23 protein-coding genes, 3 tRNA genes and 1 pseudogene are annotated in these 25,915 nt (G+C 69.8%); 19 read left to right on the top strand and 8 right to left on the bottom strand.

Translation table 11 applies throughout. The annotated features are described in order from the left end of the window. Nucleotides 1-61: 61 nt before the first annotated feature. Together DEJ43_RS21650 and DEJ43_RS21655 are read right to left on the bottom strand one after the other, a co-directional pair. Complete coding sequence (locus tag DEJ43_RS21650; RefSeq protein WP_041662766.1) at nt 62-718, bottom strand: NAD(P)H-binding protein; 657 nt, start codon at nt 716-718, stop codon at nt 62-64. A 2-nt stretch (nt 719-720) separates the two neighbouring features. Then, entirely contained in the window at nt 721-2,001 is a 1,281-nt protein-coding gene (locus DEJ43_RS21655) for an amidohydrolase family protein (protein WP_015035524.1), read from the bottom strand. 217 nt (nt 2,002-2,218) lie between these two features. Between DEJ43_RS21655 and DEJ43_RS21660 the strand changes: the two genes are divergently transcribed. From DEJ43_RS21660 to DEJ43_RS21695, 8 genes and pseudogenes are all read left to right on the top strand, one after another. Further along, a tRNA-Thr gene (locus DEJ43_RS21660) sits at nt 2,219-2,291 on the top strand. A 43-nt stretch (nt 2,292-2,334) separates the two neighbouring features. Beyond that, nucleotides 2,335-2,407, top strand: a tRNA-Met gene (locus DEJ43_RS21665). Between the two features lie 89 nt (nt 2,408-2,496). Beyond that, nucleotides 2,497-2,661 (top strand): 50S ribosomal protein L33, encoded by a 165-nt coding sequence (gene rpmG, locus DEJ43_RS21670; protein WP_003956487.1) that lies wholly within the window; start codon nt 2,497-2,499, stop codon nt 2,659-2,661. 81 nt (nt 2,662-2,742) lie between these two features. Continuing rightward, nucleotides 2,743-3,195 carry a MaoC family dehydratase N-terminal domain-containing protein gene (locus DEJ43_RS21675; RefSeq protein WP_015035525.1) on the top strand — a complete coding sequence of 151 codons (453 nt, stop codon included), beginning with the start codon at nt 2,743-2,745 and terminating at the stop codon, nt 3,193-3,195. Between the two features lie 2 nt (nt 3,196-3,197). Further along, nucleotides 3,198-3,626, top strand: a complete 429-nt coding sequence (locus DEJ43_RS21680) for a MaoC family dehydratase (protein ID WP_015035526.1) — start codon at nt 3,198-3,200, stop codon at nt 3,624-3,626. A gap of 151 nt (nt 3,627-3,777) precedes the next feature. Next, nucleotides 3,778-4,347, top strand: a complete 570-nt coding sequence (locus DEJ43_RS21685; RefSeq protein ID WP_015035527.1) for a TetR/AcrR family transcriptional regulator — start codon at nt 3,778-3,780, stop codon at nt 4,345-4,347. A gap of 116 nt (nt 4,348-4,463) precedes the next feature. Further along, on the top strand, nt 4,464-5,903 hold the full coding sequence (locus DEJ43_RS21690; RefSeq protein ID WP_015035528.1) for an MFS transporter: 1,440 nt from the start codon (nt 4,464-4,466) through the stop codon (nt 5,901-5,903). A gap of 448 nt (nt 5,904-6,351) precedes the next feature. Then, nucleotides 6,352-7,428: pseudogene (locus DEJ43_RS21695) on the top strand (UDP-N-acetylmuramate dehydrogenase); the annotation flags it as partial. Between the two features lie 17 nt (nt 7,429-7,445). Here the strand turns inward: DEJ43_RS21695 and DEJ43_RS21700 are convergent. Beyond that, a complete protein-coding gene (locus DEJ43_RS21700) occupies nt 7,446-8,078 on the bottom strand; it encodes an NAD(P)-dependent oxidoreductase (protein ID WP_015035530.1) in 633 nt (210 codons plus the stop codon). Between the two features lie 86 nt (nt 8,079-8,164). Between DEJ43_RS21700 and DEJ43_RS21705 the strand changes: the two genes are divergently transcribed. Continuing rightward, entirely contained in the window at nt 8,165-8,761 is a 597-nt protein-coding gene (locus tag DEJ43_RS21705; protein ID WP_041662767.1) for a TetR/AcrR family transcriptional regulator, read from the top strand. On the opposite strand, the gene DEJ43_RS21710 is transcribed toward DEJ43_RS21705, so the two are convergent. After that, nucleotides 8,754-9,776 carry an adenosine deaminase gene (locus DEJ43_RS21710; RefSeq protein WP_015035532.1) on the bottom strand — a complete coding sequence of 341 codons (1,023 nt, stop codon included), beginning with the start codon at nt 9,774-9,776 and terminating at the stop codon, nt 8,754-8,756. The genes DEJ43_RS21705 and DEJ43_RS21710 overlap by 8 nt on opposite strands. Nucleotides 9,777-9,913: 137 nt before the next feature. Continuing rightward, on the bottom strand, nt 9,914-11,140 hold the full coding sequence (locus DEJ43_RS21715) for a pyridoxal phosphate-dependent aminotransferase (protein ID WP_041662769.1): 1,227 nt from the start codon (nt 11,138-11,140) through the stop codon (nt 9,914-9,916). A 207-nt stretch (nt 11,141-11,347) separates the two neighbouring features. Here DEJ43_RS21715 and DEJ43_RS21720 point away from each other — a divergent pair. The 10 genes from DEJ43_RS21720 (at nt 11,348) to DEJ43_RS21770 (ending at nt 24,398) form a co-directional block, all read left to right on the top strand. Beyond that, a tRNA-Trp gene (locus tag DEJ43_RS21720) sits at nt 11,348-11,420 on the top strand. Nucleotides 11,421-11,523: 103 nt separating this feature from the next. Then, nucleotides 11,524-11,811 (top strand): preprotein translocase subunit SecE, encoded by a 288-nt coding sequence (secE, locus tag DEJ43_RS21725; RefSeq protein ID WP_015035534.1) that lies wholly within the window; start codon nt 11,524-11,526, stop codon nt 11,809-11,811. Between the two features lie 44 nt (nt 11,812-11,855). Beyond that, nucleotides 11,856-12,755 (top strand): transcription termination/antitermination protein NusG, encoded by a 900-nt coding sequence (gene nusG / locus DEJ43_RS21730; RefSeq protein WP_015035535.1) that lies wholly within the window; start codon nt 11,856-11,858, stop codon nt 12,753-12,755. 158 nt (nt 12,756-12,913) lie between these two features. Continuing rightward, nucleotides 12,914-13,348 carry a 50S ribosomal protein L11 gene (gene rplK / locus DEJ43_RS21735; RefSeq protein ID WP_015035536.1) on the top strand — a complete coding sequence of 145 codons (435 nt, stop codon included), beginning with the start codon at nt 12,914-12,916 and terminating at the stop codon, nt 13,346-13,348. Nucleotides 13,349-13,426: 78 nt separating this feature from the next. Beyond that, nucleotides 13,427-14,155 carry a 50S ribosomal protein L1 gene (rplA, locus tag DEJ43_RS21740; protein WP_015035537.1) on the top strand — a complete coding sequence of 243 codons (729 nt, stop codon included), beginning with the start codon at nt 13,427-13,429 and terminating at the stop codon, nt 14,153-14,155. 129 nt (nt 14,156-14,284) lie between these two features. After that, nucleotides 14,285-15,079, top strand: coding sequence for an SCO4651 family lipoprotein (locus tag DEJ43_RS21745; protein WP_041662770.1), 795 nt, complete (start codon nt 14,285-14,287; stop codon nt 15,077-15,079). A gap of 252 nt (nt 15,080-15,331) precedes the next feature. After that, entirely contained in the window at nt 15,332-15,862 is a 531-nt protein-coding gene (rplJ, locus tag DEJ43_RS21750; protein WP_015035539.1) for a 50S ribosomal protein L10, read from the top strand. Between the two features lie 111 nt (nt 15,863-15,973). Beyond that, nucleotides 15,974-16,360, top strand: a complete 387-nt coding sequence (gene rplL, locus DEJ43_RS21755) for a 50S ribosomal protein L7/L12 (protein WP_015035540.1) — start codon at nt 15,974-15,976, stop codon at nt 16,358-16,360. Nucleotides 16,361-16,908: 548 nt separating this feature from the next. After that, entirely contained in the window at nt 16,909-20,391 is a 3,483-nt protein-coding gene (gene rpoB, locus DEJ43_RS21765; protein ID WP_041662771.1) for a DNA-directed RNA polymerase subunit beta, read from the top strand. 107 nt (nt 20,392-20,498) lie between these two features. Continuing rightward, nucleotides 20,499-24,398 carry a DNA-directed RNA polymerase subunit beta' gene (locus DEJ43_RS21770; RefSeq protein ID WP_015035542.1) on the top strand — a complete coding sequence of 1,300 codons (3,900 nt, stop codon included), beginning with the start codon at nt 20,499-20,501 and terminating at the stop codon, nt 24,396-24,398. A 65-nt stretch (nt 24,399-24,463) separates the two neighbouring features. Here the strand turns inward: DEJ43_RS21770 and DEJ43_RS21775 are convergent, their stop codons facing one another. The 3 genes from DEJ43_RS21775 to DEJ43_RS21785 are packed head-to-tail and all read right to left on the bottom strand — an operon-like array spanning nt 24,464 to nt 25,894. Next, complete coding sequence (locus tag DEJ43_RS21775) at nt 24,464-24,727, bottom strand: hypothetical protein (RefSeq protein ID WP_015035543.1); 264 nt, start codon at nt 24,725-24,727, stop codon at nt 24,464-24,466. Beyond that, nucleotides 24,714-24,959: a hypothetical protein gene (locus DEJ43_RS21780; RefSeq protein WP_015035544.1), complete on the bottom strand. Its 246-nt coding sequence runs from the start codon at nt 24,957-24,959 to the stop codon at nt 24,714-24,716. Before DEJ43_RS21780 ends, DEJ43_RS21775 begins: the two co-directional genes overlap by 14 nt. A gap of 23 nt (nt 24,960-24,982) precedes the next feature. Then, on the bottom strand, nt 24,983-25,894 hold the full coding sequence (locus tag DEJ43_RS21785; protein WP_015035545.1) for a peptidoglycan-binding protein: 912 nt from the start codon (nt 25,892-25,894) through the stop codon (nt 24,983-24,985). Between the last annotated feature and the right edge of the window lie 21 nt (nt 25,895-25,915).

Raw genomic sequence — 25,915 nt, forward strand, 5'->3', positions numbered from 1 at the left:
GAAGGTCCCCGGTGCTTGCACCGGGGACCTTCCTTCGTTTCTCGGGGGGAGGGGCGGGGCGTCAGTTGCCGGCCACGGCCTTGACCGCGACCGAGAGCGGGGTCGAGCCCGCGATCAGTTCCAGGGTCAGGCCGGACGTCGCCGGGGTGTCCAGGAGTTCGGCGATCGTCGCCGCCACGTCGTCGCGGGGGATCGTGCCGCGGCCCGTGCGGGCCTCCAGGCGGACCAGGCCCGTGCCCGCGTCGTTCGTCAGGCTGCCCGGGCGCAGGACCGTCCAGTCCAGGCCCGCACGGGAGCGGACGTCGTCGTCGGCGGCCCCCTTGGCCCGGAGGTAGGCGTCGAAGATCTCGTCGCCCGGGTGGGCCGCGTCCGCGCCCATCGACGAGACGATGACGTAGCGGCGCGCGCCCGCGCGTTCCGCCGCCTCGGCGAACAGCACCGCCGCCGCGCGGTCCACCGTGTCCTTGCGGTCCGCTCCGCTGCCCGGGCCCGCGCCGGCCGCGAACACGGCCGCGTCGGCGCCCTGGAGCACCGCGGCGACCATTTCGACCGAGGCGGACTCCAGGTCCAGGACGACGGGCTCGGCGCCCGCGTCCCGCAGGTCTCCGGCCTGCTCCGGTCTGCGGATGATTCCCGCCACCTCGTGCCCGCCCGCCGAGAGCAGCCTTTCCAGGCGCAGGGCGATCTGTCCGTGTCCTCCAGCGATGACGATGCGCATACTCACGACCGTACGACGGGACCGGCCGGAGGGCTTCCCGGCTCGGGCGGCCGTTCCGGGCGCGTCTGGCGCGGCAGGTCGAGGGCCGCCGCCGAGTCGCAGTACTCCCGCACCGCGCTCGTCCGGGCCACCACCCGCCCCCGGTGCACCACGATCCGGCTGTACGCCAGCGACAGCACGCCCGACAGGTGCTCACCGCGGACCGCGAGCAGCTCCGCGGGGAAGCCGGCCTCCACCCGTACCTCCGGCAGCCCCATCGCGGCCCGCGCCTCCGCGCTCACCGCCGCGTACGCCTCCTCGGGCGGCAGCCCGCCGAGCGAGGCGAGCAGGTACGCAGCCTCCAGCGGATCGCCGCGCCCCACCGGGTTGGCCACGTCCCGCAGGGCCCCGCTGCCGGCCGCGACCCGCACCCCGGCCGCGCGCAGCAGCCGCGCCGGCGCCGCGCCCCTCGACTCCGTGCCGCCGCAGCCGCCCTGAGGGAGGCTCAGTACGGTCACCCCGGCCGCCGCGAGGCCGTCCGCGGCCCGCCGCGCCACGTCCGAGGGGAGCCGCGCGAGCCCCGCGCACGGGCCGATCGTCACGCCGGGCCGCAGCCCGCCGGCCATCGCCGCGAGCCGGGCGAGCCGCGCCGGGTCGTCCGCGTCGGTGTGCAGGTCGACCGGGACCCCGTGCTCGGCCGCGACCTCCAGGACCGCCTCCACGTACCCCGCCGGGTCCGGGTCGAGGTCCGGGCAGCCGCCGACGACCCCGGCGCCCATCTTCACCGCGTCGCGGAGCATCGCCAGACCGTCCGCGCCGGCCGCCCCGGTGAGGAGCCTCGGCACCGCGACCGTGGTGAGGTCCACCAGGCCGCGCAGCGAGCGCCTGGCCTGGAGGACGGCTTCGAGCGGGCCGAGGCCGTGGACGTCGCCGATCCGGACGTGCGCGCGCTGCGCGGTGGCGCCGTGGCCGAGCTGGAGCAGCGCGGCCTCGGTGGCCCGGCGCTGGACGTCCTCGGGGGCGTACGACACGGGGCCGGGGGAGTCGGCGGAGAGCGCGGTGTCGGCGTGGGCGTGAGGTTCTGCGGCGGCGGGCAGCAGCAGGTATCCGGCGAGGTCCACGCGGGCGCCGACGGCGGTGAGGCTGCCGGCCGTGCCGACGGCCTCGATCCGGCCGCCGACGAGCCGTACGTCGACGGTCCGCCCGTCGGTGAGCCGGGCGTGGGAGAGCAGGAGGGAGGTCGAGTCGGCCGTGGTGGCGGCCCCGTCCTCGGGCGGCTGGGGCTGCTTGCTGTCGGCTGACATCGGTCTCCTCAAGGCACCTCAGGATCAAGATCACGAAGGGTGGGGCCGAGCCTAGGGGCGCTCGGACCGCGCTTCGAGGAGGAGCGCAATAGTCGTACCGATGAGGCCACGAGTGGCGTACGTGACGCCTGGTGGGGACCGGCGTACCCCTGCCCCACGGCCGCCGGGAAACGGATTTGGGTGATGGGCGGGAGACCGTGTAATGTCTTCCTCGCTCGCCCCAATAGCTCAGTCGGTAGAGCGTCTCCATGGTAAGGAGAAGGTCTACGGTTCGATTCCGTATTGGGGCTCTGGTGAGAAGGACCCGCCTTCGGGCGGGATCCGGATCATCAAAGCGGTGTAGCTCAGTCGGTAGAGCAAGCGGCTCATAATCGCTGTGTCACCGGTTCAAGTCCGGTCACCGCTACACACGGTAGCCGATTGTGGGGTCGGTCCTTCGATCGGCTACTCTTTTATGCGTTCATCCGTCCATCCGTCCGTCCAAGGAGCACTCACGTGGCTGCCACCGACGTCCGCCCGAAGATCACGCTGGCCTGCGTGGAGTGCAAGGAGCGGAACTACATCACCAAGAAGAACCGGCGTAACAACCCGGACCGTCTTGAGATGAAGAAGCACTGCCCTCGCTGCAACTCGCACACCGCGCACCGCGAGACGCGTTAATCAGGCTCGTACACGAGGCCGTCCCCACTCGGGGGCGGCCTCGTGTCGTTTGTCGGCAACAATCCAGGAGGTATCGAGTCCATGGCGCTCGACCAGTCCTTCGTGGGCCGGACCTATCCGCCCACCCCGCCCTACGAGGTCGGCCGCGAGAAGATCCGCGAGTTCGCCGAGGCGATCGGGGACGCCAATGCCGCGTACACCGACACCGAGGCGGCCAAGGCGCTCGGACACCCCGATGTGATCGCCCCGCCCACCTTCGTGTTCGCCATCACGTTCAAGGCGGCCGGCGCGGTCATCGAGGACCCCCAGCTGGGCCTCGACTACAGCCGGGTCGTCCACGGCGACCAGAAGTTCGCCTACACCCGGCCCGTGCGCGCCGGCGACCGGCTCTCGGTCACCTCGACCATCGAGGCGATCAAGTCCCTGGCCGGCAACGACATCCTGGACATCCGCGGAGAGGTCCACGACGCCTCCGGCGAGCACGTCGTGACCGCCTGGACCAAGCTCGTCTCCCGCGCACCCGAGGGGGCCTGACCATGACCGCGAAGATCGCCTACGACGAGGTCGAGGTCGGCACCGAGCTGCCCGCGCAGAGCTTCCCCGTGACGCGCGCCACGCTCGTCCGGTACGCCGGCGCCTCCGGGGACTTCAACCCGATCCACTGGAACGAGAAGTTCGCGGTGGAGGTCGGGCTGCCCGACGTCATCGCCCACGGCATGTTCACCATGGCCGAGGCGATCCGCGTCGTGACCGACTGGGCCGGCGACCCCGCCGCCGTCGTCGAGTACGGCGTCCGCTTCACCAAGCCGGTCGTCGTCCCCAACGACGACACCGGTGCGCTGATCGAGGTCAGCGCCAAGGTCGCCGCCAAGCTGGACGACCAGCAGGTGCGGGTGGACCTCACCGCGATGTCCGCCGGGCAGAAGGTCCTGGGCATGTCCCGGGCCGTGGTCCGGCTCGCGTAGTCGCGAGCGTGCGTCGACCGGGGCGGCCGCGGGATGCGGCCGCGCCGGTCGGGGCTTGCGCGGAGGGGCGGCCGCGCCGGTCGGGGCCTGTGCGGGTGGGTGCTCGCGTCTCCGGTTGACCAAGTTAGTGATTGAGTACTAACTTAGTCACATGGTCAGGATGAGTGCGGAGGAGCGGCGCGAGAGCGTCATCCGCGCGGCGATGAGCGAGTTCAGCCGCGGCGGCTACTACGGCACGTCCACCGAGGCGATCGCCAAGCGCGTCGGCGTCTCGCAGCCGTACCTCTTCCGGCTCTTCCCCGGGAAGAAGGCCATCTTCCTGGCCGCCTCCGAGCGCTGCATCAGCGACACCGTCCGCGTCTTCGAGGAGGCCGCGGAGGGGCTGACCGGCGAGGAGGCCCTGCATGCCATGGCCAACGCGTACACCCGGATCATCGCCGAGGATCCCGCCCGGCTCCTGATGCAGATGCAGGTGTACGTCACCGTCGCCGCCGCCGAGGCGGCCGGCGACCACGAGTTCGGTGAGGCCGTGCGGGCCGGCTGGATGGGGCTCTGGGAGACCGTCCACCTCGCGCTCGGCGCGGACACCGAGGAGACCACGACCTTCCTGGCGTACGGGATGCTGATCAACACCCTCGTCGCCATGGGATTTCCGCCCGAGCACCGGGTCTGGGAAGGCTTCTATCCCGGTGCCCGCCGCCTCGGGCGCCTGGAGAAGTAGCGCGCCGCCGCCCGTCCTCGCACATCGTCTTCGCACATCGTCTTCGCACGTTCCCGGCCTTTTCGTGGGCGCAGAAGTTAGTAATCAATAACTAACCGGAGATCTGAGGGGCAGTAATGAGTCAGCCAGCAGCCCGCCGCGGTTCCGCCGCCTGGGCCCTCGTCATCACCAGCGTCGCCGGCTTCATGGCGGCCCTCGACAACCTCGTCGTCACCACCGCCCTGCCCTCCATCCGCGAGGACCTCGGCGGAGCGCTGCACGACCTCGAATGGACGGTGAGCGCCTACACCCTCACCTTCGCCGTCCTGCTCATGTTCGGCGCGGCCCTCGGCGACCGCTTCGGCCGCCGACGGCTCTTCGCCATCGGACTCGCCGTCTTCACCGGCGCCTCCGCCGGCGCCGCGCTCGCCCCCGGCATCGACGCGCTGATCGCCGCGCGGGCCGTCCAGGGCGTCGGCGCCGCGATCATGATGCCGCTCACCCTCACCCTGCTCACCGCGGCCGTCCCGGCCGCCAAGCGGGGCATGGCGTTCGGCATATGGGGCGCCGTCAACGGCCTCGCCGTCGCCTCGGGACCGCTCATCGGCGGCACCCTCACCGAGCACATGTCCTGGCAGTGGATCTTCTGGCTGAACGTTCCGCTCGGCCTCGTCCTGCTGCCGCTCGCCCGGCTGCGGCTGGCCGAGTCGCACGGCGCCGGGGCCCGCCTCGACATCGTCGGCACGCTCCTCGCCAGCGCCGGACTGTTCGGCATCGTGTACGGGCTGATCCGCGGCCCGATCGACGGCTGGACGTCCGCGACCGTCCTCACCGGACTGATCGCCGGCGCCGCGCTCGTGGGCGGGTTCGTCCGGCACGGCATCCGGAGCAAGGCGCCGATGCTGCCCATGCGGCTCTTCCGCGACCGGGCCTTCTCCGGTATCAACGCGGCCAGCCTGCTGATGTTCCTCGGCATGTTCGGCTCGATCTTCCTGCTCAGCCAGTACATGCAGGGCGTCCTCGGCTACTCGCCCACCGAGGCGGGGCTGCGGATGCTGCCCTGGACCGGCATGCCGATGATCGTCGCGCCGATCGCCGGCGCCCTCTCCGACCGGATCGGCGGCCGCCCCGTCGTCGCCGTGGGCCTCGCCCTCCAGGCGCTCGGCCTCGCCTGGTTCGCGCTCGTCCTGACCCCCGACGCCTCGTACGCCGTCCAGCTCCCCGCCCTCGTCGTGAGCGGCATCGGCATGGCGCTGTACTTCGCGCCGGCGGCCAACCTCGTGATGTCCAGCGTCCGCCCGTCCGAGCAGGGCATCGCGTCCGGCGCCAACAACGCGCTGCGCGAGGTCGGCGGAGCGCTCGGCGTCGCCGTGATGGCCTCGATCTTCGCCGCGCAGGGCGGGTACGAGTCCGGCCAGGCCTTCGTCGACGGCCTGGTCCCCGCGCTCTGGGTCGGCTCCGGCGCGGTGGCGCTCGGCGCGGTGGCGGTGCTCTTCGCCCCGTCCCGTCGCCAGGAGGCCCGCTGGAAGGCGGAGGCCCGCGCCGAGGCGCCGGAACAGGACCTGATCACCGCGTGACGCCCAACCCGCCGCCCGTCCCCTCCCGGCCCACCCGGAGGGGGACGGCGCCGTTTCGGCGGGGCGGGGGGCTGCGGGGGGCCGCCGGGCGGGGGCGGGGCGCTTGGGACCGAGCCCGGCCGGGGCGGGCCGTCCGGGGGCGGCCGAGTGGATATGCCGAGCCGCCGCCGGGGCCGGCCTGCCGCGGACCGAGTCCGCCCGAGGCCGGGCCGCCCGCGCCGGGGGTCGGCCCGCCCGAGGCCGGGCGGCCCGAGGCCGGCCCGCCCGAGGCCGGCCCGCCCGAGGCCGGCCCGCCCGAGGCCGGCCCGCCCGAGGCCGCGTCGCCCGTTGGCCTCCCGCCCGGCCATGACCCCCAGACGGCAGCCCGCCGAGTGCCCCCGGCCGTGCGCCCGCCGACTGACCCCGACCGTGCCCCCGTCGTGCCCGTCACCCCGCCTCCGCCCGGGCGGCCCGTACTCTTGAGCGCGTGCAGCTTCTTCTCGACGCCCCCCTCGCGCCCCTGACCACCTTCCGGCTCGGCGGGCCCGCCGAGCGGCTCGTCACCGCCGTCACGGACGACGAGGTGATCGCGGCCGTCCGCGAGGCCGATGCCGCGGGGACGCCGCTGCTGATCATCGGAGGCGGGTCCAACCTGGTCATCGGGGACAAGGGCTTCGACGGCACCGCGCTGCGGATCGCGACCGAGGGCTTCGTCCTCGACGGGAACCGGCTCGAACTCGCCGCCGGCGAGGTCTGGACCGACGCCGTCGCCCGGACCGTCGAGGCCGGGCTCGCCGGGATCGAGTGCCTGGCCGGCATCCCCGGCTCGGCGGGCGCGACCCCGATCCAGAACGTCGGCGCGTACGGCCAGGACGTCTCCGCCACCGTGACCGAGGTCGTCGCCTACGACCGCCGCTCGGGCGAGACCGTCACCCTCACCAACGCCGAGTGCGCCTTCTCGTACCGCCACAGCCTCTTCAAGGAGCACCCCGAGCGGTACGTGGTGCTGCGCGTCCGCTTCGAGCTCGAGGACGCCGACGGGCTCTCCGCGCCGATCAAGTACGCCGAGACCGCCCGCGCCCTGGGCGTCGAGGCGGGCGAGCGGGTGCCGCTCGCCCGGGCCCGCGAGACCGTCCTCGCGCTGCGCGCGGGGAAGGGCATGGTCCTGGACCCGGCGGACCACGACACCTGGTCCGCCGGCTCGTTCTTCACCAACCCGATCCTCACGGCGGGCGAGTACGAGACCTTCCTCACGCGCGTGGCCGAGCGGCTCGGCGCGGACGTCACGCCCCCGGCGTACCCCGCGGGCCGGGACGGCGCCGTGAAGACCTCCGCCGCCTGGCTGATCGACAAGGCCGGCTTCACCAAGGGGTACGGCTCCGGGCCCGCGCGGATCTCCACCAAGCACACGCTCGCCCTGACCAACCGCGGCGAGGCGACCACCGAGGACCTCCTGGCGCTGGCCCGTGAGGTCGTCGCCGGGGTCCACGAGGCCTTCGGGATCACCCTGGTGAACGAGCCCGTCACCGTCGGCGTCGCCCTCTGAGCCGGGGCGGAGCCCTTCTAGTACGCGACCCCGACGCCCTGCTTGACCGTCGCCGGGTCGTCGATCATCGCCAGCATCGCGTGGGCGACGTCCGCGCGGGCCAGTGAGCGGCCCCGGGACGGGGTGCCGCCGACGACCGTGCGGTAGCGGCCGGTGCGCTGCTTGTTCGTGAGCTTGGGCGGGCGGACGGCGGTCCAGTCGGCGGCGCTCGCGGCGAGATCCGACTCCATGACCCGCAGGTCGTCGTAGACGTCCTTCAGGACGTTGTTGATGATCGCGAGCACGGCCTTGTCCAGGACGCCCTGACCGTCCGGGACCGGGCCGAGCGGGGCCGCGCTGACCACGAGCAGCCGGCGCACCTTCTCCGCCTCCATGGCGGTGAGCACCGAGCGGGTCAGCCGGGCCGCCACGCCCGCGTCGGCGCGGGTCCGGGCGCCGAGGCCGGAGAGCACCGCGTCCCGGCCCTTGAGCGCCCCGCGGAGGGACTCCGGGTCGGAGAGGTCGGCGCGCAGGACCGTGAGCCGTTCGCCGGAGGCCGTGAGGCGCGCGGGGTCGCGTACCATCGCGGTCACGTCGTGGCCCGAGGCCAGGGCCTGGCCGACGATCTCCCGGCCGATGCCGCCGGTCGCGCCGAAGACTGTGAGCTTCATGTCGCACCCTCCCCGGGTGGGTAAGTGTTCACTCACCCCCAGGGTGGGTGCATACTCACTCACGCGTCAAGCGGCTGGAGGATGCCTTGGAAAAGAAGCCGACCCGGGTACGGATCGTCGACGCCGCCCGCGACCTCATGCTGACCCTGGGGCTCGCCCGCACCACGACCAAGGAGATCGCCAAGGCCGCCGGCTGCTCGGAAGCCGCGCTCTACAAGTACTTCACCGGCAAGGAGGAGCTCTTCCTCGCCGTCCTCAACGAGCGGCTTCCCCAGCTCGGTTCGCTTCTCGAAACCCTCGCCGTCGACCCCCGCGGCCGCAGCGTCGAGGAGAACCTCGTCGAGGTAGCCCGGCAGGCCGCCCTCTTCTACGAGCAGACCTTCCCGATCGCCGCCTCCCTCTACGCCGAACCGCAGCTCAAGCAGCGCCACGAGGAGGTGATGCGCACCTACGGCCGAGGGCCCCACAAGCCCATCGAGGGCCTCGCCGGCTATCTGCGCGCCGAGCAGCGGCACGGCCGCATCGCCGCCGACGCCGATCCGGTGGCCGCCGCGGAGCTGCTCCTGGGGGCCTGCGTCCAGCGCTCCTTCGCCTGGGAGATGAGCCCGGACCGCCGGCCGCCGGACTCCCTCGACGACTTCGCGCGCGCCCTCGTCCGCACGCTGATGGCGGGGATCAGCTAGCGAGCCAGTCGTCGATCCCGGCGAGCAGCTTCGCCCGGACGCCCTCCGGCGCCGCCGACCCCCGCACCGACTGCCGGGCCAGCTCCGCGAGCTCCGCGTCCGTGAACCCGTGGTGCCTGCGGGCGATCTCGTACTGCGCCGCGAGCCGCGAGCCGAAGAGCAGCGGGTCGTCCGCGCCCAGCGCCATCGGCACCCCCGCCTCGAAGAGCGTCCGCAGCGGCACGTCCTCGTGCTTCTCGTACACCCCGAGCGCCACGTTGGACGCCGGGCAGACCTCGCAGGTCACCCCGCGCTCGGCGAGCTTCCGGAGCAGCCGCGGGTCCTCCGCCGAGCGCACCCCGTGGCCGATCCGGGAGGCCCGCAGGTCGTCCAGGCAGTCCCGTACGGACGCGGGACCGGTCAGCTCGCCGCCGTGCGGGGCCGCGAGGAGACCGCCGTCCCGCGCGATCGCGAAGGCCCGGTCGAAGTCCCGCGCCATGCCCCGCCGCTCGTCGTTGGAGAGCCCGAAACCGACCACGCCCCGGTCCGCGAACCGCACCGCGAGCCGCGCCAGCGTCCGCGCCTCCAGGGGGTGCTTCATCCGGTTCGCCGCGACCAGCACCCGCATCCCGAGCCCGGTCTCCCGCGAGGCCGCCCCGACCGCGTCGAGGATGACCTCGAGGGCCGGGATGAGCCCGCCGAGGTGCGGGGCGTACGAGGTGGGGTCGACCTGGATCTCCAGCCACCCCGAGCCGTCCCGGACGTCCTCCTGGGCCGCTTCGCGCACGAGTCGCTGGATGTCCTCGGGGGAGCGCAGGCAGGAGCGGGCGATGTCGTACAGCCGCTGGAAGCGGAACCAGCCGCGCTCGTCGGTCGCCCGCAGCTTCGGGGGCGTACCGCTGCTCAGGGCCTCGGGGAGGTGCACCCCGTACTTGTCGGCCAGCTCGATGAGGGTGGTGGGCCGCATCGAACCGGTGAAGTGCAGGTGCAGATGGGCCTTGGGGAGGGTGCTGAGATCGCGGTAGACGTGCTCCATCTGGTGATCCTGCCGCACCCGAATGGACGAACACACCCCGTTTCCCCGATCGGGTCCTTGCTAGAACGCAAAAACGGGCCCCCGGTTCCGCAGAACCGGGGGCCCGCACCACCTAGTAACGTTGCTGGGTGGTCAGGTCAGTCGGTGGCCTCGGCGAGGAGCTTCTGCATCCGGCTGACGCCCTCCACCAGGTCCTCGTCGCCCAGCGCGTACGACAGGCGCAGGTAGCCCGGCGTGCCGAAGGCCTCGCCCGGGACGACCGCGACCTCGGCCTCGTCCAGGATCAGGGCGGCCAGCTCGACCGAGGTCTGCGGGCGCTTGCCGCGGATCTCCTTGCCGAGCAGCGCCTTCACCGAGGGGTACACGTAGAACGCGCCCTCCGGCGTCGGGCAGACGACGCCCTCGATCTCGTTCAGCATCCGCACGATCGTCTGGCGGCGGCGGTCGAAGGCGCGCCCCATCTCCGCGACGGCGTCGAGGTTGCCCGAGACGGCGGCGAGGGCGGCGATCTGCGCGACGTTGCTCACGTTGGACGTGGCGTGCGACTGCAGGTTCGTCGCGGCCTTCACGACGTCCTTCGGGCCGATGATCCAGCCCACCCGCCAGCCCGTCATCGCGTACGTCTTGGCGACGCCGTTGACGACGATGCACTTCTCGCGCAGCTCCGGCAGGACGGCCGGCAGGGAGGCGGCGGAGGCCCCGCCGTAGACCAGGTGCTCGTAGATCTCGTCCGTGAGGACCCACAGACCGTGCTCGACGGCCCAGCGGCCGATCGCCTCGGTCTCGGCCTCGCTGTAGACCGCGCCGGTCGGGTTCGACGGCGACACGAAGAGGACGACCTTGGTCTTCTCCGTACGGGCCGCCTCCAGCTGCTCCACCGAGACCCGGTAGCCGGTGGTCTCGTCGGCCACGACCTCCACCGGGACGCCGCCGGCGAGGCGGATCGACTCGGGGTACGTCGTCCAGTACGGCGCCGGGACGATGACCTCGTCGCCCGGGTCGAGGATCGCGGCGAACGCCTCGTAGATCGCCTGCTTGCCGCCGTTGGTCACCAGGACCTGGGAGGCGTCGACCTCGTAGCCGGAGTCGCGCAGCGTCTTGGCGGCGATCGCGGCCTTCAGCTCCGGCAGACCGCCGGCCGGCGTGTAGCGGTGGTACTTCGGGTTCTTGCAGGCCTCGACGGCCGCGTCGACGATGTAGTCCGGGGTCGGGAAGTCGGGCTCACCCGCGCCGAAACCGATCACCGGGCGCCCGGCGGCCTTGAGGGCCTTGGCCTTGGCGTCGACGGCGAGGGTGGCGGACTCGGAGATCGCACCGATCCGGGCGGAGACCCGACGCTCGGTGGGAGGGGTAGCAGCGCTCATACGGCCCATCGTCCCAGAGTCCTTCAAGGCCCGGCACACAGGTTTCACGGACCGGACAGGAACGGTCATTCCCGGTCGTACGCGCGTCCGACGGCAGGTGGCTCGTGGTTTCTGTTCGACGCGGGGGCCTCTGACCACGTATGCTCACTCCTCGTTGGCCCGCACCGACCACATCTCACGATGCGGTACGTTGAGGGGCACCAACAAAGGGTCGTAGCTCAATTGGTAGAGCACCGGTCTCCAAAACCGGCGGTTGGGGGTTCAAGTCCCTCCGGCCCTGCTACACACACCGCCAGGTGTTGTGCGCATGTACGTACTTCATTGCACCGCCGTGCGGCTCCACCCGGGCGCGGCACGGCCGACCCGGAATCAGGTGAGAGATCGTGACGGACGCCGTAGGCTCCATCGACATGCCTGATGCCGATGACGAGGCCGCCGAGTCGAAGAAGAAGTCCCGCAAGGGCGGGAAGCGCGGAAAGAAGGGCCCCCTGGGCCGTCTCGCGCTCTTCTACCGCCAGATCGTCGCGGAGCTCCGCAAGGTCGTCTGGCCCACGCGCAGCCAGCTCTCGACGTACACCACCGTGGTGATTGTCTTCGTCGTCATCATGATCGGCCTTGTCACCGTGATTGACTATGGCTTCCAGGAAGCAGTCAAGTACGTCTTCGGCTGACTTTTTGTTCCACCCCATCTGTATCGCAGGAAGAAGCAGCCACCGTGTCTGACGCGAACCTGAACGACGCCTTCGAGTCCGAGTCCGTCGAGGACGAGCTGGACATCGTCGAGGCCGCCGACGAGGACCAGGCAGACGCTGCTGACGACGCTGCCGGCGAGGCCGCCGAGGAAGCCGCCCTCCACGTCGAGGACGAGGACGAGGACGAGCTGGAGTCCGACGAGGACGTCGACGCCGACGCCGTCGAGGGCGACGAGGACGAGTCCGCCGAGGTCGACGAGGCCGCCGAGGAAGAGACCGACGAGGAGGCCGAGCCGGCCGCCCCGGTCGACCCGGTCGCCGCGCTCCGCGAGGAGCTGCGCACCCTGCCCGGCGAGTGGTACGTCATCCACACCTACGCGGGCTACGAGAAGCGCGTGAAGGCCAACCTCGAGCAGCGTGCCGTCTCGCTCAACGTCGAGGACTTCATCTACCAGGCCGAGGTCCCCGAGGAAGAGATCGTCCAGATCAAGGGCGGCGAGCGGAAGAACGTCAAGCAGAACAAGCTTCCCGGCTACGTCCTCGTCCGCATGGACCTGACGAACGAGTCCTGGGGCGTCGTCCGCAACACCCCCGGCGTCACCGGCTTCGTGGGCAACGCCTACGACCCGTACCCGCTGACCCTGGACGAGATCGTCAAGATGCTCGCCCCGGAGGCCGAGGAGAAGGCCGCCCGCGAGGCCGCCGAGGCCGAGGGCAAGCCGGCTCCGGCCCGCAAGCTGGAGGTCCAGGTCCTCGACTTCGAGGTCGGCGACTCGGTCACCGTCACCGACGGCCCCTTCGCCACCCTCCAGGCGACCATCAACGAGATCAACCCCGACTCGAAGAAGGTCAAGGGCCTCGTCGAGATCTTCGGTCGCGAGACCCCGGTCGAGCTCAGCTTCGACCAGATCCAGAAGAACTGATCTCACAGGTTTCCGACCAGGTCAGAGTGGCTGTCACAGCCGCTCTGACCTGCTCGGTTTTTAGCCGCGCGTCTATACCCGTTATCGTTGTGCGGTATGCCTCCATCCGGATGACCGGATGGCGGGCTGAACACTCTCACTAGGACCCGGAGAGAGCAATGCCTCCCAAGAAGAAGAAGGTCACGGGGCTTATCAAGCTCCAGATCAACGCCGGTGCGGCCAACCCGGCCCCGCCGGTCGGCCCCGCGCTGGGTCAGCACGGCGTCAACATCATGGAGTTCTGCAAGGCCTACAACGCCGCGACCGAGTCGCAGCGTGGCATGGTCGTGCCGGTGGAGATCACGGTCTACGAGGACCGCACCTTCACCTTCATCACCAAGACTCCGCCGGCCGCCAAGCTGATCCTCAAGGCCGCTGGTGTGGACAAGGGCTCCGGCGAGCCGCACAAGACCAAGGTCGCCAAGCTCACGGCCGCCCAGGTCCGCGAGATCGCCACGGTCAAGCTCCCCGACCTCAACGCCAACGACCTGGACGCCGCGTCCAAGATCATCGCTGGCACCGCCCGCTCCATGGGCATCACGGTCGAGGGCTGATCACCCCCCTCGTGACCTAGTGGTAGGGCCAGCGCTGGCCCGGACCACGACTCCATACCTGAACCAACAGGAGAAGAAGTGAAGCGCAGCAAGGCTCTCCGCGGCGCGGACGCCAAGGTCGACCGCGAGCGGAACTACGCTCCCCTCGAGGCCGTCCGTCTCGCCAAGGACACCGCCACCACGAAGTTCGACGGCACCGTCGAGGTCGCCTTCCGCCTGGGTGTCGACCCGCGCAAGGCCGACCAGATGGTCCGTGGCACCGTGAACCTTCCGCACGGCACCGGTAAGACCGCCCGGGTCCTGGTCTTCGCGACCGGTGACCGTGCCGAGGCCGCGATCGCCGCGGGCGCCGACATCGTCGGCTCCGACGAGCTCATCGACGAGATCTCCAAGGGCAACCGCCTGAACGAGTTCGACGCCGTTGTGGCCACCCCGGACCTCATGGGCAAGGTCGGCCGCCTCGGCCGCGTCCTCGGCCCGCGTGGTCTCATGCCGAACCCCAAGGTCGGCACCGTCACCCCCGATGTCGCGAAGGCTGTCAACGACATCAAGGGCGGCAAGATCGAGTTCCGCGTCGACAAGCACTCGAACCTGCACTTCATCATCGGCAAGGTCTCCTTCGACGAGACCAAGCTGGTGGAGAACTACGCCGCGGCCCTGGAGGAGATCCTCCGTCTGAAGCCGTCCGCCGCGAAGGGCCGCTACATCAAGAAGGCGACCCTCACGACGACGATGGGCCCCGGCATCCCGCTGGACTCCAACCGCACCCGTAACCTCCTCGTCGAGGAGGACCCGGCCGCGGTCTGAGCCCCAACGGCTCGCTGAAGTGGTCAGCCGGCCCCGCACCTCTCCGGAGGTGCGGGGCCGGCTTCTTGTACGAGAACGATCAAGGGGTGGGGACGAGTGAGGAACGGCTTCCGATGGAGGCACGCCGCGGTGGCGCTGGCCGTCGTGGCGGGTGTCGCCGGGTGTCAGGACGGCGACGGCGGTACGAAGGCGCCCGGGGCGTCCGCGACGGCGCAGCCGAGCGCGCAGCGCACCCAGAGCCCGGAGGAGGCCGCGCAGGCCGTCCGGGCCGCGTACACCAAGGCCGCGGCCGCGAAGAGCGCCAAGGTCGAGATGCGGCTCCTCGTGGCCGACGACCGGGCGCCCGGCGGCAGTACGTTCGCCGGTGTCCAGGCGTGGGGGCCCTCGGCCGCCGATCTGAAGGTCTACGACTCGTCGTACCTGGCGGAGATCCCCGGCGCTCCCGTCGAGACGCAGGTGCGTTCGGTGGGCGGGGCCACCTACGTGGACCTGGGGACGGGGCTGTCCGCGCAGACGGGCGGCAAGCGCTGGCTGAAGGTGGAGGCCGCGACCGCCGGCGGGGACGAACTGTCGCTCCAGCTGACCGGCGGCCTGGCCGCGGTGAACATGGACCTGCCCAAGGAACTCGGCCTCCTCGCCGCGTCGCCGGCGGTCAGGCACATCGGCCCCGGGACGCGCGGCTACGTCGAGGGCGCCCAGGGTTACGAGGGAGAACTCTCCGGCGGCAAGCTCATGCAGGTCTGGATCGGTGCGGACGGGTACCCGCTGAAGACGGCCGTCCACACGGACACCCCCGGGGGCGGAGCCAAGACCTCGGTCAGCACGACGTACTCCGACTTCGGCGCCAAGGCCGCCTTCCGGACCCCGCCCGCCGAGGACACCATCGCCTTCCCGGACCTCCTGAAACGTCTCGTCCGGGGCTGATTTGCTCCGGGGCCAGGCCGTCACGTACTCTTCCGAGGAAGCCAAAGACCGCTGGTCGTCACTGTGCCCTCAAGGCGCGGTGGCCGAAGGATTCGCTGAGACGCGAACGACCCGCGCAGGTGATTGTGGATGAGTTCCCGGATCTTCGTGATGCGGTTGAGCTGAGCCCCGAGCGCCTGCGCCCGGGGCGTTTTTGTTGTGGCAGCGCCCCTTCTGAGCGGTCCTCATCACCCGGAAGGAGGCCGACGCTCTATGGCAAGGCCCGACAAGGCTGCCGCGGTAGCCGAGCTTGAGGACAAGTTCCGCAGCTCGAACGCCGTCGTGCTGACCTCGTACACGGGGCTCACCGTGGCGCAGCTCAAGACGCTGCGTCGTTCGCTCGGTGAGAACGCCCAGTACGCCGTGGTGAAGAACACGCTGACCAAGATTGCGGCCAACCAGGCCGGCATCTCCGCGCTGGACGACCAGCTTGCTGGTTCGACCGCGGCCGCCTTCGTCACCGGTGACCCGGTGGAGTCGGCGAAGGCTCTGCGTGACTTCGCCAAGGACAACCCGAACCTCGTCATCAAGGGCGGTGTCCTTGACGGCAAGGCGCTGTCCGCCGACGAGTTCAAGAAGCTCGCGGACCTCGAGTCCCGCGAGGTTCTGCTCAGCAAGCTGGCCGGCGCGTTCAAGGGCAAGCAGTCCCAGGCTGCCTCGCTCTTCCAGGCGCTGCCGTCGAAGTTCGTCCGCACCGCGGAGGCGCTTCGCGTCAAGCTCGCCGAGCAGGGCGGTGCCGAGTAATTCGGCTCGCGCGTTGATCCACGCCGCCTAGTGCGTGGGTCGTAGCGGGCCGTTACGCCCGCCTCTCAAGACACATCGGCACCTGCCGAATTAGTGGAAGGATCGCCCATCATGGCGAAGCTCTCTCAGGACGACCTCCTCGCCCAGTTCGAGGAGATGACCCTCATCGAGCTCTCCGAGTTCGTGAAGGCCTTCGAGGAGAAGTTCGACGTCACCGCCGCCGCGGCCGTCGCCGTTGCCGGCCCCGCCGTGGGTGGTGGCGACGCTGGCGCCCAGGCCGAGGAGCAGGACGAGTTCGACGTCATCCTCGAGGGTGCCGGCGACAAGAAGATCCAGGTCATCAAGGTCGTGCGTGAGCTCACCTCCCTGGGCCTCAAGGAGGCCAAGGACCTCGTCGACGGCACCCCGAAGCCGGTCCTCGAGAAGGTCGCGAAGGAGGCCGCCGAGAAGGCTGCCGAGTCCCTCAAGGCCGCCGGCGCCTCCGTCACGGTCAAGTAAGACCGTTTCGGCTCGCTGAGCTGACTCCTGCCCCCGTGTAACGCGGAGGCATCGAAAGGCGATCACCCTTCTGGGTGGTCGCCTTTCGGCGTTCCCCGGGAAGGGCGTGGCGGGGGGCCGGAGGGCCGCCGGAAGCGGAGTATGGTGATCTTCGCCGTGCGCCCCGCAGACCGGGGGGCCTTGACGAACCGCACGCAGCGCGCAATTCTCAGGACGCGTCGTCACAACGATCCGTTTCCGAGGCATGGATCGACGGCTGAACGGGCAGTATCGAGGTGCGCCACACGGCGCGAGGTACCGCGGAGTTGAGAGCAACGAGGGTCGCGAAGAACTCGCCCTGGACATCAGTGAGCCAAGTGGCTACACTGACCCTTTGCGCTGCCTGTTAGCTGCCCCCTGCCCGTCACCAGGGGCATACCTTCGCATCCGCTACTCGGACCGACCCCGTCTGACCTGGCTTTTTGGCCATATCAGGAAAAGTCTGCCGTGAAGCGATGCAGGGGACCGGTACGCGCGTAGTGAGTCCGAGCCCTCGGAAGGACCCCCTCTTGGCCGCCTCGCGCAACGCCTCGACCAATACGAACAACGGCGCAAGCACCGCCCCGCTGCGCATCTCCTTTGCAAAGATCAAGGAGCCCCTCGAGGTTCCGAACCTCCTCGCGCTGCAGACCGAGAGCTTTGACTGGCTGCTCGGCAACGCCGCCTGGAAGGCTCGCGTCGAGGCTGCCCTTGAGTCGGGACAGGACGTCCCCACGAAGTCCGGCCTGGAAGAGATCTTCGAGGAGATCTCGCCGATCGAGGACTTCTCCGGGTCGATGTCGCTGACCTTCCGCGACCACCGCTTCGAGCCGCCGAAGAACTCGATCGACGAGTGCAAGGACCGTGACTTCACGTACGGCGCCCCGCTCTTCGTCACCGCCGAGTTCACCAACAACGAGACCGGCGAGATCAAGTCCCAGACGGTCTTCATGGGCGACTTCCCGCTCATGACGAACAAGGGCACCTTCGTCATCAACGGCACCGAGCGTGTCGTGGTGTCGCAGCTGGTCCGTTCGCCCGGTGTCTACTTCGACTCCTCCATCGACAAGACGTCCGACAAGGACATCTTCTCCGCCAAGATCATCCCGTCCCGGGGTGCCTGGCTGGAGATGGAGATCGACAAGCGCGACCTGGTCGGTGTCCGCATCGACCGCAAGCGCAAGCAGTCCGTCACCGTCCTCCTCAAGGCTCTCGGCTGGACCACCGAGCAGATCCTCCAGGAGTTCGGCGAGTACGAGTCCATGCGCGCCACCCTGGAGAAGGACCACACCCAGGGCCAGGACGACGCGCTGCTCGACATCTACCGCAAGCTGCGTCCGGGCGAGCCGCCGACCCGTGAGGCCGCTCAGACGCTGCTCGAGAACCTCTACTTCAACCCGAAGCGCTACGACCTCGCGAAGGTCGGCCGCTACAAGGTGAACAAGAAGCTCGGCGCGGACGAGCCGCTGGACGCCGGCGTGCTCACCACCGACGACGTCATCGCCACGATCAAGTACCTGGTCAAGCTCCACGCGGGCGAGACCGAGACGATCGGCGAGAACGGCAACGAGATCGTCGTCGAGACCGACGACATCGACCACTTCGGCAACCGTCGTCTGCGCAACGTCGGCGAGCTCATCCAGAACCAGGTCCGCACGGGTCTGGCTCGTATGGAGCGCGTCGTGCGCGAGCGCATGACCACCCAGGACGTCGAGGCGATCACGCCGCAGACCCTGATCAACATCCGGCCGGTCGTCGCCTCCATCAAGGAGTTCTTCGGCACCAGCCAGCTGTCCCAGTTCATGGACCAGAACAACCCGCTGTCGGGTCTGACGCACAAGCGTCGTCTCTCGGCGCTGGGCCCTGGTGGTCTCTCCCGTGAGCGGGCCGGCTTCGAGGTCCGAGACGTGCACCCGTCCCACTACGGACGCATGTGCCCGATCGAGACCCCGGAAGGCCCGAACATCGGTCTGATCGGTTCGCTCGCCTCGTACGGCCGCGTCAACGCGTTCGGCTTCATCGAGACGCCGTACCGCAAGGTCGTCGACGGCCAGGTCACCGACGAGGTCGACTACGTCACCGCCGACGAGGAGGACCGCTTCGTCATCGCCCAGGCCAACGCCGCGCTCGACGAGGAGCTCCGCTTCTCCGAGAACCGCGTCCTGGTCCGCAAGCGTGGCGGCGAGGTCGACTACGTCGAGCCGTCGGACGTGGACTACATGGACGTCTCGCCGCGCCAGATGGTGTCGGTCGCGACCGCCATGATCCCGTTCCTCGAGCACGACGACGCCAACCGTGCCCTCATGGGCGCGAACATGATGCGTCAGGCGGTGCCGCTGATTAAGTCGGAGGCCCCGCTCGTCGGCACCGGCATGGAGTACCGCTGCGCCACCGACGCCGGCGACGTGCTCAAGGCCGAGAAGGACGGCGTCGTCCAGGAGCTGTCGGCCGACTACATCACGGTCGCCAACGACGACGGCACGTACATCACGTACCGCCTGCACAAGTTCTCCCGCTCGAACCAGGGCACCTCGGTCAACCAGAAGGTCGTCGTCGACGAGGGCGACCGCGTGATCGAGGGCCAGGTCCTCGCCGACGGTCCCGCCACCGAAGACGGCGAGATGGCGCTCGGCAAGAACCTGCTCGTGGCGTTCATGCCGTGGGAGGGTCACAACTACGAGGACGCGATCATCCTGTCGCAGCGCCTCGTGCAGGACGACGTCCTCTCCTCGATCCACATCGAGGAGCACGAGGTCGACGCCCGTGACACCAAGCTCGGTCCGGAGGAGATCACCCGGGACATCCCGAACGTCTCCGAGGAGGTCCTCGCCGACCTCGACGAGCGCGGCATCATCCGGATCGGTGCCGAGGTCGTCGCCGGCGACATCCTGGTCGGCAAGGTCACGCCCAAGGGCGAGACCGAGCTGACCCCGGAGGAGCGCCTGCTCCGCGCGATCTTCGGTGAGAAGGCCCGTGAGGTCCGTGACACCTCGCTGAAGGTGCCGCACGGCGAGATCGGCAAGATCATCGGCGTCCGCGTCTTCGACCGCGAGGAGGGCGACGAGCTTCCCCCGGGCGTGAACCAGCTGGTCCGCGTCTACGTCGCCCAGAAGCGCAAGATCACCGACGGTGACAAGCTCGCCGGCCGTCACGGCAACAAGGGCGTCATCTCGAAGATCCTGCCGATCGAGGACATGCCGTTCCTCGAGGACGGCACCCCGGTCGACATCATCCTCAACCCGCTGGGTGTCCCGTCCCGAATGAACCCGGGACAGGTCCTGGAGATCCACCTCGGCTGGCTCGCCAGCCGCGGCTGGGACGTCTCCGGCCTCGCGGACGAGTGGGCGCAGCGCCTCCAGGCGATCGGCGCCGACAAGGTCGCCCCCGGCACCAACGTCGCCACCCCGGTCTTCGACGGTGCGCGTGAGGACGAGCTCGCGGGTCTGCTCAACCACACCATCCCGAACCGCGACGGCGAGCGCATGGTGCTCCCGACCGGTAAGGCGAGGCTGTTCGACGGCCGCTCCGGCGAGCCGTTCCCGGACCCGATCTCCGTCGGGTACATGTACATCCTCAAGCTGCACCACCTGGTCGACGACAAGCTCCACGCGCGTTCGACCGGCCCGTACTCGATGATCACCCAGCAGCCGCTGGGTGGTAAGGCCCAGTTCGGTGGCCAGCGCTTCGGTGAGATGGAGGTGTGGGCGCTGGAGGCGTACGGCGCCGCTTACGCCCTCCAGGAGCTGCTGACGATCAAGTCCGACGACGTGACCGGCCGCGTGAAGGTCTACGAGGCCATCGTCAAGGGCGAGAACATCCCTGAGCCCGGCATCCCCGAGTCCTTCAAGGTGCTCATCAAGGAGATGCAGTCCCTGTGCCTCAACGTGGAGGTGCTGTCCTCGGACGGCATGTCCATCGAGATGCGCGACACCGACGAGGACGTCTTCCGCGCAGCGGAGGAGCTCGGCATCGACCTGTCCCGGCGCGAGCCGAGCAGCGTCGAAGAGGTCTGACGGGAGTTCGGTCGGGGGCTCGGCGTTTCACCGCTGAGTCCCCGGCCGGCCCCAGGACCCCCGTATCAGACCCCAAGCCTTACAACCCTGAGAGGGATTGACGCATAGTGCTCGACGTCAACTTCTTCGACGAGCTCCGGATCGGTCTGGCCACCGCTGACGACATCCGTCAGTGGAGCCACGGCGAGGTCAAGAAGCCGGAGACCATCAACTACCGCACGCTCAAGCCCGAGAAGGACGGACTCTTCTGCGAGAAGATCTTCGGTCCGACCCGGGACTGGGAGTGCTACTGCGGCAAGTACAAGCGTGTCCGCTTCAAGGGCATCATCTGTGAGCGGTGTGGCGTCGAGGTCACCCGCGCGAAGGTGCGCCGTGAGCGGATGGGCCACATCGAGCTCGCCGCTCCCGTCACCCACATCTGGTACTTCAAGGGCGTTCCGTCGCGCCTCGGCTACCTGCTCGACCTCGCCCCGAAGGACCTGGAGAAGGTCATCTACTTCGCGGCGTACATGATCACGTACGTCGACGACGAGCGTCGTACGCGTGACCTGCCCTCGCTGGAGGCGCACGTCTCCGTCGAGCGCCAGCAGATCGAGAACCGTCGCGACTCCGACCTGGAGGCCCGCGCCAAGAAGCTCGAGAACGACCTCGGCGAGCTGGAGGCCGAGGGCGCCAAGGCCGACGTGCGCCGCAAGGTGCGCGAGGGTGCCGAGCGCGAGATGAAGCAGCTGCGCGACCGCGCGCAGCGCGAGATCGACCGTCTGGACGAGGTCTGGTCGCGCTTCAAGAACCTCAAGGTCCAGGACCTGGAGGGCGACGAGCTCCTCTACCGCGAGCTGCGTGACCGCTTCGGCACGTACTTCGACGGTTCGATGGGTGCCGCGGCGCTGCAGAAGCGCCTGGAGTCCTTCGACCTGGAGGAGGAGGCCGAGCGCCTCCGCGAGATCATCCGCACCGGCAAGGGCCAGAAGAAGACCCGTGCGCTCAAGCGCCTCAAGGTCGTCTCCGCGTTCCTGCAGACCGCGAACAGCCCCAAGGGCATGGTTCTCGACTGCGTGCCGGTCATCCCGCCGGACCTGCGTCCGATGGTGCAGCTGGACGGTGGCCGCTTCGCGACCTCCGACCTGAACGACCTGTACCGCCGTGTGATCAACCGCAACAACCGTCTGAAGCGTCTGCTCGACCTCGGTGCCCCCGAGATCATCGTGAACAACGAGAAGCGGATGCTCCAGGAGGCGGTCGACGCCCTCTTCGACAACGGCCGCCGTGGTCGCCCGGTCACGGGCCCCGGCAACCGTCCGCTGAAGTCCCTCAGCGACATGCTGAAGGGTAAGCAGGGTCGTTTCCGTCAGAACCTGCTCGGCAAGCGTGTGGACTACTCCGCGCGTTCCGTCATCGTCGTCGGTCCGCAGCTGAAGCTGCACCAGTGCGGCCTGCCGAAGGCCATGGCGCTGGAGCTCTTCAAGCCGTTCGTGATGAAGCGCCTGGTCGACCTGAACCACGCGCAGAACATCAAGAGCGCCAAGCGGATGGTCGAGCGCGGCCGCACGGTCGTGTACGACGTCCTCGAAGAGGTCATCGCCGAGCACCCGGTTCTGCTGAACCGTGCGCCCACGCTGCACCGCCTCGGCATCCAGGCCTTCGAGCCGCAGCTGGTCGAGGGCAAGGCCATCCAGATCCACCCGCTCGTCTGCACCGCGTTCAACGCGGACTTCGACGGTGACCAGATGGCCGTGCACCTGCCGCTCTCCGCGGAGGCGCAGGCCGAGGCCCGCATCCTGATGCTGTCCTCGAACAACATCCTGAAGCCCGCCGACGGCCGTCCGGTCACGATGCCGACCCAGGACATGGTCCTCGGTCTGTTCTTCCTGACCACCGACGGTGAGCTCCGTGACACCAAGGGCGAGGGCCGCGCGTTCGGCTCCACGGCCGAGGCGATCATGGCGTTCGACGCCGGCGAGCTCGCGCTGCAGTCGCAGATCGACATCCGCTTCCCCGTCGGCACCGTCGCTCCCCGTGGCTGGGTTCCCCCGGTCACCGAGGAGGGCGAGCCGGAGTGGCAGCAGGGTGACTCGTTCCGCCTGCGGACGTCGCTGGGCCGCGCGCTCTTCAACGAGCTGCTGCCCGAGGACTACCCCTTCGTCGACTACTCCGTCGGCAAGAAGCAGCTCTCCGAGATCGTCAACGACCTCGCCGAGCGCTACCCCAAGGTCATCGTGGCGGCGACGCTCGACAACCTGAAGGCGGCGGGCTTCTACTGGGCGACCCGTTCCGGCGTCACCGTGGCCATCTCCGACGTCGTCGTGCCCGAGGCCAAGAAGGCCATCGTCAAGGGCTACGAGGAGCAGGACGAGAAGGTCCAGAAGCAGTACGAGCGCGGTCTCATCACGAAGGAAGAGCGCACTCAGGAGCTCATCGCGATCTGGACCAAGGCGACCAACGAGGTCGCCGAGGCGATGAACGCGAACTTCCCGAAGACGAACCCCATCTTCATGATGGTCGACTCGGGTGCCCGAGGAAACATGATGCAGATGCGTCAGATCGCGGGTATGCGTGGTCTGGTGTCGAACGCCAAGAACGAGACGATCCCGCGTCCCATCAAGGCGTCCTTCCGTGAGGGCCTCACCGTTCTGGAGTACTTCATCTCCACGCACGGTGCCCGTAAGGGTCTGGCTGACACCGCCCTGCGTACCGCCGACTCGGGTTACCTGACCCGTCGTCTGGTGGACGTCTCGCAGGACGTGATCATCCGCGAGGAGGACTGTGGCACCGAGCGCGGTCTGAAGCTGCGGATCGCCGAGCGCGGCGCCGACGGTGTGCTGCGCAAGACGGACGACGTCGAGACCTCCGTGTACGCGCGGATGCTCGCCGAGGACGTCGTCGTCGACGGCAAGGTCATCGCGCCGGCCAACGTCGACCTGGGTGACGTGCTCATCGACGCCCTCGTGGGCGCCGGTGTCGAGGAGGTCAAGACCCGCTCGGTCCTGACCTGTGAGTCCGCCGTCGGTACCTGTGCGTTCTGCTACGGCCGTTCGCTCGCCACCGGCAAGCTGGTCGACATCGGTGAGGCGGTCGGCATCATCGCCGCCCAGTCCATCGGTGAGCCCGGTACCCAGCTGACGATGCGTACCTTCCACACCGGTGGTGTGGCCGGTGACGACATCACCCAGGGTCTGCCGCGTGTCGTCGAGCTCTTCGAGGCGCGTCAGCCCAAGGGTGTCGCCCCGATCTCGGAGGCGGCCGGCCGCGTCCGCATCGAGGAGACCGAGAAGACCAAGAAGATCGTCGTCACCCCGGACGACGGCACCGACGAGACGGCGTTCCCGATCTCGAAGCGTGCCCGTCTGCTCGTGGGCGAGGGCGACCACGTCGAGGTGGGCCAGAAGCTCACCGTGGGTGCCACCAACCCGCACGACGTGCTGCGCATCCTCGGTCAGCGTGCGGTCCAGGTCCACCTGGTCGCCGAGGTCCAGAAGGTCTACAACTCGCAGGGCGTGTCGATCCACGACAAGCACATCGAGATCATCATCCGGCAGATGCTGCGCCGTGTGACGATCATCGAGTCCGGCGACGCGGAGCTGCTGCCGGGCGAGCTCGTCGAGCGCTCGAAGTTCGAGACCGAGAACCGTCGTGTGGTCACCGAGGGCGGTCACCCCGCCTCCGGCCGTCCGCAGCTGATGGGTATCACCAAGGCCTCGCTCGCCACCGAGTCGTGGCTGTCGGCGGCGTCCTTCCAGGAGACGACCCGAGTTCTGACGGATGCGGCGATCAACGCCAAGTCCGACAGCCTCATCGGCCTCAAGGAGAACGTCATCATCGGTAAGCTCATCCCGGCCGGTACGGGTCTGTCCCGCTACCGCAACATCCGGGTCGAGCCGACCGAGGAGGCCAAGGCCGCGATGTACTCGGCCGTCGGCTACGACGACATCGACTACTCGCCGTTCGGTTCGGGCTCCGGCCAGGCCGTTCCGCTGGAGGACTACGACTACGGTCCGTACAACCAGTAAGCGAGTCGCTTAGACCGAAGGGCGGTCACCCCGATCACGGGGTGGCCGCCCTTCGGCGTGTCCGGCTAGCGGGCCGCCACCTCCCAGACGGCGACGAGCACACCGGCGCTCGCGGCGAGGGCGGCGATGCTGGCCAGGGGCCAGCGGGCGCGTTCCAGGTCGTCGAGGCGGGCCTCGTGGTCGGCGAGCTGCCGGTCGGTCTGGTCGCTGCGCTGCACGAGCAGCGCGAGGGCTCCGTCGACCCGGGCGAAGCCGGCTTCCAGGGTGCCGCGGAGCCGTTCGAGTTCGAGGGCGACGGCGACGGGGTCGTTCGGGTCAGACTCGGTCATCGGCGCCGCCCTCGGCCGGGGTGCGGGTGGTGCGCAGCCAGGACGGGAGCAGGTCCTGCACCAGGTCGAGGGCCATCACCCGGGTGAGGCCGGCGGAGACGGCCAGTGCCCCGGCGACCCAGGGGAGGGTCTCGGGGAGGCCGGCGGCGTCGACGATCGCGGGGAGCACGACGGCGATGCCGACGGCGGACTGGAGGACGGTACGGGCCGTGCGCTTGGCGGCATCGGACATCGGGGGACTCCTGTGGTGGTGGGTTATGTCGTGTACGGGACCTTCAGCGCGCTCCAGGACGCGGCGCCGGGGAGGCCGTCGGCGTCGGAGCCGCGGAAGCCGAGCTTGTGCTGCCACTTCGCGTAGCTGAGCCGGTCGGCCTCGCTCCAGCGGGGGCCGGGGCCGACGGTGTACGCGGAGCAGCCCTCGGCGACGAGTCGGCGGCCCATGGCCGTGATGACCGGGGAGCTCGTCTCCTTGCGGAAGAACGAGGCGCCCGGGAACGGCTGGAGGCGGGGGGCGGCGGGCTTTCCGCTGCCGGGGGTGTTCTTGGCGGGGGCCTTCATGAGGCGGGTCTGGACGCGCTGGCGCAGGGTCGGCATGCCGAAGCCCTTGGGGTCGGACTTCCAGTCGGACCACTCCAGGTGGCCGATGACGGACTTGGCGCCCCAGCCGTGGGCCCGGCACAGGGCGGCCGAGACGCGTTCGATGGCGTCGAGCTGGGCGGCCGGCCAGGGGTCGCTGCCGTTGCCGAGGTTGACGCACTCGAAGCCGTAGAAGCGGGAGTTGCCGTCGACGGCGCCCCCGCTGCCCTGGTGTTCGCGCGGGGCGGGCGGCCGGTCGCCGTACGTCTCGCTGACCACGGCCCGGAGGACGGACGGGTCGCCGCCGCCGGCGTGGTTGGCGCGGCCGTTGGCGACGAGGTGGACGGTGCCGTCCTTGGCGATGACGCCGTGGCAGAGCGGGCCGGGCAGGCCGGCGTAGCCGTTGAAGCACATCTCGACGGAGGAGGCGGTGCCGCTGGAGACGGTGTGGTGGATCATCACACCGCTGACCGGGCCCCAGGCGCCGGTGTGGTTGCGGTTGTGGGTGCGCCAGCCGGGGTGCTCGACGACGGTGACGCCTTCGGCGCGGAGCGCGGCGAGGAGCCGGTCCGCGGGGAGGGGAGTGGCCATCTGGTGTCCTCCGGACATGAA

This window comes from Streptomyces venezuelae ATCC 10712 (assembly GCF_008639165.1).
Classification (GTDB): Bacteria; Actinomycetota; Actinomycetes; order Streptomycetales; family Streptomycetaceae; genus Streptomyces; species Streptomyces venezuelae.